This is a genomic window from Humibacter albus DSM 18994 (genome assembly GCF_000421825.1).
GTDB lineage: Bacteria > Actinomycetota > Actinomycetes > Actinomycetales > Microbacteriaceae > Humibacter > Humibacter albus.
The window spans coordinates 421,106-427,726 of the sequence record NZ_ATXT01000016.1; the positions used below are offsets into that span (position 1 = coordinate 421,106).

The following is a 6,621-nucleotide window of genomic DNA, read 5'->3' on the forward strand; positions in this document are numbered from 1 at the left end:
CGATGGCCCACCGTCTTGTCAACCCGACCGCGCTCACGATCGGAACGCGATCACTACCAGCCAGAGCGATGCGCGAGGGCGTACGCGGCCGCGCGCTGAGCGAAAGCGTGACGGTTCTCGCGAGGAGCCTTCGCGCCCTGAGCTGCGGGGCCAGGTCGGCCCTCTCCGCTCGCCACGGAGATGACGCCCGCCTCCACGCCGCCGGAATCACCGTACTGCGCACCCGTGATGACGAAGACGAGGCCGCGGTTCTGCGGTCGGCCAGGGCCGTCGAGCGGAATGGTGAATCGGCTGTACCCGGCGGGCATCGGCGACGAGAGCCGCGTCCATTCGCCTGCATCACCGAGCTCGCGATTGATGAAGAAGTCCTGGTCGTCGTTGTCCGTGACCACGATCGTTCCGTTCTTGCCACCCGAGTCCGACCACGACACCACAGGAGCGGCATTCGGTGCATACCCGTCCTGGTCGAGGAGCGCGGTATCCGCGGAGAACCGGAACGACTCGGGATCCTTCGCGATCCGGTAGTGCACGTGGTACGTGTAGTTGTCCTGATCGGGGTTATCGGGGTCGACAGGCTCTCCGAATTCGTACGTCATGATCCACAAGTTCCCCCTCAGCTGGGCCACCGTGGTCATGCCCGGCCGTTCGGCATACGACGTTCCGGTCGCGTCGTCGACGACCGGCCCCCAGGTGCGTAGGTCGGTGCTGGTCTGGTGGGCGAGCTTCTGGCCGAAGTTCGGGTCCCGCTGATCGGAGTAGTAGCAGATCAGCTTGTTCCGGTGCAGCAGTAGGAACGGCTCCCACACGGGCGTCGCTCCGTTCGTCGTGTCGGGGGGCCCACCCTGGGCGACGGTACTCAGCAGCTCCCACGTGAGACCGCCATCCGTGCTGGCGTACAGCTGAATGTTCGTGCTCGCGAACGGGAACGGCTGCGAGAAGTCGAGCGGCCAGTAGTTGCAGGCGAAGAGCAGTGCACCCTGAGGCAGACCCCCGAACGCGCGCGGGAGCTCGTACAGATACGGCTGCAGATAGATGCCGGCGGCAGCATCCGTGCCGAGGATGCTGCCCTGCTGCGCCCACGTACGGCCATCGTCGTCGCTGCGGTAGAGCGGGAAGGGCTCACCGGCGAAGCTCTGATAGGTGGCGAGCAGCGGACGAGGCTGCCCTGGCTTGGATGCGCCGAACCTCACCGCCCGCGCGTACGACGGACCCGTCCCATCGTCCGGCACCACGTCGACCGGCCCGAACGGAAGCACCTCGGGGCCCACTCCGGCCCGCCGGGCTCCCGCGCCCACGGCCAATGCGTTGCCGGGTGCGGCCAAGCCCAAGGCCAGGCCTCCGACGACAGCGGCTCCGGTGCCTATGAACATCCGCCGAGACACCCGAGGGTCTCGGCTGTCCGTGGGGACCGCGCCCGAAGGTTGTGAGAACTCGTCATTGAATTGCATGCCTTCTCCTTCGTTGGAGTTGCTGCCAACGGGCACCCCCGTCGGTCAACACTGAGGGAAGCCGTGACACTTCCTACCGAGGCACCATCATTAGTTTGCGCAAGCTATTGACTGGCATCCCGTAAGTTGATGGTGGCATGCTTGATTACTGCACCGCAATGGTCAATATGTTGCGCAATGTCGGACGTGCACATCGGTCTGGTTCAGAACACGTCCGCGGTCTGGACGATGAGTCGGCTCGGGTGTGCCGGCCCGTGACGGATCGTGTACTGCGCCGCTACCGGCCGCGCCTCGCCCGCTCCCGGCTCGAACGCGTTGGTTCCGACGTCCCACCGCGGGGACGAGCTCGGAGCAATGTCGACCCGCATCCGATGTCCGGGCAGAAAGGTGTGCGCCGTGGACCAGAGGTCGACAACGAACTCCTCGTCGCGTCCGGGTGTGAGCGGTCGCCGATCCCCGGCGCCGGTGACAGGGTCCACGTCGCGCGCCGATCCGCGTTGCACACCGTCGGCGATGACGAGGCTGCGGCCGTCGGGATGCTCGTCGCAGAGCCGCACGACGACGTCCGCATCGGTTCCCGTGGTCTCCAGATGGATGACCGCTTGCATGCTGCCCAGAATCGTCAACGACTTCTGCAGGGGATCGGTGCGCCATGAGAGCACGTCGGACCGCGCTTCGAGCGGAGTCTGGTCCATGGGACCGGCTTCGAACGATCCGAACAAGAGCACAGCGCCACCGCGCGTCGGAACGGGAGCGGCGGGGTCGCTCTGCAGTGCGCGCGCTCCGGGTAGCGGCGCTTCCGACAACGAACCATCCGCGCTCAAGAACAGCTCGACCGCCTCGACCTGCGGCGGCGGGAACTCCTCCAAGGCGACCCACCGGTTCGACCCCATCACGAAGACGTGAACCGGCTTTTCGGCGGGCTGTTCGTGCATCAGCGCACGCGCGAACCAGCGCACATGCTGCTCCGTGAGGCCTCCCTCGCGCCACAGCTCCTGGGCTGACGCAGAACTGCCGTAGTCCGTTCCGGCGATGGTTCCCGACATGTTGCTGTGCGACCACGGCCCCACGATCAGGGCAGGGGCCGGTGTTCCACGATCACGCGATTGGGCGCACAGTCTTCGATAGAGCTCCAGAGTCGATCCGAGGAAGACATCGAACCAACCGCCGATCAGGAGAACCGGGATGTCGACCGCGTCCATCCGTTCGACGATCTTTCCTGCCTTGTGCTGCGGCGAGTCCAGCGGATCACGCAACCGGTCCAGCCCCCACGCGACTGCCGCCTCGACCTGGCGCGGGCTCTGCAGAGCAGCAGCGCCGCAAGCAGTGCCGCCGGCGATCGCCGCCTCGGTGGTCTGCCATCGCTCCTCCTCGGCAAACCGCTCGCCGGCATCCGCGATGCGCGAGATCATGTCGGGGGCGATTGCGTAATGCGTCCACGCCAAGGTGCTGCCGAGTTCCGGCACCCCACCTCGGAAACGGAACCCGTCTAGCGCGGACAGCGCAGGCGTCACCGTGGCAGCCAACGCCTTCAATGCCGGAGCGCCACCCATCAGTGCTGAGAACTGCGTATCAGAAGCGTACGAGGCGCCCCACATGCCGACCGAGCCGTTGCATTCCGGCAGCGCCGACAGCCAGGCCACCGCCTCGGCACCATCGGCGACTTCCTGCCTGCACGGGTCGAAGTCGCCTTCCGAGCCGAACCGGCCACGCACATCCTGAAGCGCAACGACAAAGCCCGCCTCGGCGAGCCGCGTGACGTCGATCAGCCCGTCACGCTCATCCGCCGAGACATCGTACGGGTGTCGCATCAGCAAGGCCGGCCAGGGACCGGACCCCGCGGGAAGCAGCAGAATGGTGCGCAAAGCGGTTCCGTCACTCAGCACGCACCGCGCCTCATGACGCTCAACGTTCCCGCGCTCCGCCCGTCGCCTCGTCTCCATTGGCCCTCCACGGCATTCACAGCCGGCTCGCCAACCCTATAGGTCCCATGGCTCGCCGATCTCGACCGAGGGGCCATGAGCGATCACTCCGGGTCGGGGGCGCGAGCGCCTCGTGTCAGTCGGCGAACCGGGCAACGGCGAGCGCCGATGCGCTCTTCGCCTTCTGCGACATCCCGTCGACGAGCACTTCTTGTGAGCCCGCGGCGATGGCGGCGAGTGCGGCATCGGCCACCGCCCGCGGTGAGAGTTTGGGACCCGGGAACGTCGCCATCATGTCCGTATCGATGAAGCCCGCATGGATCGCCGTCACCTGTACGCCCCGCGGGTTGAGCTCGGCTCGCATGTTGTTGGTGAGCGACAGGGCGGCGGCCTTGGAAGTCGCGTACGCGAGGTTCCCGGGACCCGCGAGCCAGGATCCGGCCGAGAGCACGTTGGCGATGACGCCTCCGCCGTTGGCGGTGATCACGGGTGCGAACGCCGCGCTGACGGCGAGCGTGCCGAGCAGGTTCGTCCGCGACACCACGTCCACGATGTCGACGACGTCAGCGTCGAAGAGCGAGGCACGACGATGGATGCCTGCATTGTTGATCACCATCGTCACGTCGGGGAGGCTCTGCGCGAGCGCGGCCACCTGAGTGCGATCCGTCACGTCCAGAGGAACCGGGGTGATCCTCGAGCTCTGCGGGCCCTCGGGATGTCTCGCGCTCGCGTAGACGTGCTTGGCGCCGAGTTCGGCCAACGCGCTGACGAAGGCAGAGCCGAGCCCTCGATTCGCCCCCGTGACGAGTACCACCATGTCGCTGTAATCCATCAAGCACCTTCTCCTACGGTTCCTCGAACCAGGATGGCCGAGCGCGCTTGCACGGCGCTGTCGTGTCACTTTCGCGCGGGAGCGGCGCCCGGTCCGTAGCACGCCCTCGTCGTGGTCGAACTCGAGCCACCTTGTGCGGTGGCGACGCACCCGATGACACGATCTGCGGTCGAGGCGAACTACTCCAGTCGGCGTCGGGAAGCCACACCGCGACCGATGCGGCGCGGGCACTTGAGCCCGAGTTCCTACGCCTGCGCGACCGGACAACCGCTGATGCAGAACTAGCGCAGATCGCGTTCGATAGCACGGGCGCTCATGGCGAGGGCTGGGAGCAGGGAGTCGACTCGGCGCCGCGGCGCGTCCATCATCAGCGACAGCGCGGCAACGGCCTCACCAGTGGGGGAAAGGAGGGGTACGCCTACCGCAGCCCGCACTTGGTCGAGCTTCCGGGTGGCGACGACGGTCCGTGTTCGCCGGATTGTGGCGAGACTGCGGCGGAGGTCCGCGCCGCTGCGTAGGCCGTCCATCGCGCGTCGAGGGTCGAAGGCGGCGACAACGGTGTCCTGGATGTCGGCTGGTGCGGAGGCGAGCAAGACCAAGCCTCCAGCGGTGAGCGGCAGCGGCATCCTTCCCCCGACCCGGTATTCCAGCCGCCGAGCGGTGCGAGGCGCGGAGACACGCTCGATGAGGACCGTCTGCCTGCCTTCGCGCACGCTGAGCATGGCGTGTGCGCCGGTCAGTTCGTGGAGGTGTTGCAGATAGGGGAGGGACGCGCCCCGGAGTCCGACGCCCCGCGGGGCCAGTGTTGCCAACTCGTACAGGTGCAGGCCCAGGCTGAAGCGCCCGTCATCACCCCGTTCCAAAGCCCCCACGCCGACGAGACTGCGCGCAAGGCGCAGTGTCGTGTTCACGGGCAGACCCGCGCGAGCGGCGAGCTCGCTCAGGCTCAGTGAACGTTCGCTTTCAAAAGCGTCCAACAGACCGAACGTTCGCTCGACGACACCACTGCGCACGCCTGCCATTTTTCCACTGGGTGGAATCAGAGATCCGCACGCGAACCGGCCGGCATAGCTTTGCCGAGTTCCCGACGATGCACCCGAGGAGGCATGGATGAACACGATCATCGACCACCAAGCGCACTGGTTCCCGCGTAGATATCTCGACCGGCTCATCGGGCGCACGGAGCTCCCGCGGGTGACGCATGACTCCCAAGGCGGCTACGTGCTTGAAGTCGACGCCGGGGTGACACAACCGAAGATGGCAGAGCTCTCTGCGGGGATCGACGAGCACCTCGAGGCGGCGAGCGCCGCGGGCGTGGACAAGCTCGTGATCGGCCCCGCCACGCTCGGTGAGGTGCTGCATCTTCCCGCCGGCGAGTCCGCCGACCTGCTTGATCTGCTCCACGTGGAGTATGCGGCCGCGCAGCAAGCCGCGCCTGACCGCATTGCCGCACTCGCAGCATTGCCCATCCAGGATCCCGCGCTCGCGCTTCAAGTACTCGACCGCGCCGTCGTAGAGCTCGGGCTGAAGGGCGTCTCCCTCCTCACGGTGAACGAGGGCCGTCCGCTGGTCACCGATGCCCTGATGGAGGTGTATGCGCGCATCGCGGAACTCGGTGTCCCACTGTTCCTCCATCCGGGTTTGCGGTCCACCACGCGCGGAAGCGCCGCAAGTCTCCGCGCGGAACTGGGCATCGGCTGGATGCATCAGACGGCATCCGCCGCACTCGAGCTGGTCGACGGCGGAGTTCTGGATGAGCTGCCGCAGCTCGTCGTGGTGCACCCGCATCTCGGAGGCGTGCTGCCCTACGTCGCCGGCCGCGTCAGCTATTTTCCGACGACTGCGCAGCATCCGCTCGAGCACTACCTTCGCACCCGATTCTTCACGGACACCGCCGCATTCACGCCGGGTGCGCTGAAGCTCGCGCTCGAAACCTACGGCGAAGAACACGTGCTCTTCGCCAGCGATCACCCCTTCTCATCGCAGACCGAGATGCGTCAGTACGTCGAACGAAACACGGATGCCCGGACAGCGACGAGCATCTACACGAATCGAGTGCCGGGCCTCGACTAGGTGTGATGTCCAGGCAGGTTGTTGAGTCTGGTGATGGGTGGGGCTCCGATTGCGGAGTGGTGCCTGTGGTGATTGTAGAAGTGCAGCCAGCCCGGTAAGGCTCCTCGTCGCGCGGTTTCTGAGGGGTAGAGCCGGGCGTAGGCCCAGCCGTCGGCGAGGGTGCGGTGGAACCGCTCGATTTTGCCGTTGGTCTGGGGCCGGTAGGGGCGGGTCTTCTTCGGTGTGATCCCGAGCTCGGCGCAGGCATTGCGCCAGGCGTAGGACTTGTAGGCGGAGCCATTGTCGGACAGGACGCGCTCGACGGTGACGCCACGGTCGGCGAACCAGGAGACGGCGCGTTGGAGGA

General features: G+C 66.7%; 6 protein-coding genes. 1 reads left to right on the forward strand and 5 read right to left on the reverse strand.

Annotation, left to right across the window (positions count from 1 at the left end):
- Positions 1–53: 53 nt before the first annotated feature.
- The 4 genes from H623_RS19970 to H623_RS21825 form a co-directional block, all read right to left on the reverse strand.
- On the reverse strand, positions 54–1,370 hold the full coding sequence (locus tag H623_RS19970; RefSeq protein ID WP_022901463.1) for a sialidase family protein: 1,317 nt from the start codon (positions 1,368–1,370) through the stop codon (positions 54–56).
- 281 nt (positions 1,371–1,651) lie between these two features.
- Positions 1,652–3,334 carry a CocE/NonD family hydrolase gene (locus H623_RS19975; protein ID WP_211218008.1) on the reverse strand — a complete coding sequence of 561 codons (1,683 nt, stop codon included), beginning with the start codon at positions 3,332–3,334 and terminating at the stop codon, positions 1,652–1,654.
- Positions 3,335–3,506: 172 nt separating this feature from the next.
- Entirely contained in the window at positions 3,507–4,202 is a 696-nt protein-coding gene (locus H623_RS0113475) for an SDR family NAD(P)-dependent oxidoreductase (RefSeq protein ID WP_022901465.1), read from the reverse strand.
- 281 nt (positions 4,203–4,483) lie between these two features.
- Entirely contained in the window at positions 4,484–5,326 is an 843-nt protein-coding gene (locus tag H623_RS21825; protein ID WP_169514921.1) for an IclR family transcriptional regulator, read from the reverse strand.
- Between H623_RS21825 and H623_RS0113485 the strand changes: the two genes are divergently transcribed.
- Positions 5,313–6,275 (forward strand): amidohydrolase family protein, encoded by a 963-nt coding sequence (locus tag H623_RS0113485; RefSeq protein WP_022901467.1) that lies wholly within the window; start codon positions 5,313–5,315, stop codon positions 6,273–6,275. The two genes, H623_RS21825 and H623_RS0113485, sit on opposite strands and share 14 nt — an antisense overlap.
- Here the strand turns inward: H623_RS0113485 and H623_RS0113490 are convergent.
- Positions 6,272–6,621 (reverse strand): IS481 family transposase (locus H623_RS0113490; RefSeq protein ID WP_022900324.1); only part of this gene is annotated, 350 nt, incomplete at its 5' end. The genes H623_RS0113485 and H623_RS0113490 overlap by 4 nt on opposite strands.

What these genes read in the sequence shown, in the direction of transcription:
- H623_RS19970 (WP_022901463.1), bottom strand. Translation starts at nt 1,370, where the DNA reads ATGTTCATAGGCACCGGAGCCGCTGTCGTCGGAGGCCTGGCCTTGGGC.
- H623_RS0113475 (WP_022901465.1), bottom strand. Translation starts at nt 4,202, where the DNA reads ATGGATTACAGCGACATGGTGGTACTCGTCACGGGGGCGAATCGAGGG.
- H623_RS0113485 (WP_022901467.1), top strand. Translation starts at nt 5,313, where the DNA reads ATGAACACGATCATCGACCACCAAGCGCACTGGTTCCCGCGTAGATAT.
- H623_RS21825 (WP_169514921.1), bottom strand. Translation starts at nt 5,326, where the DNA reads ATGATCGTGTTCATCCATGCCTCCTCGGGTGCATCGTCGGGAACTCGG.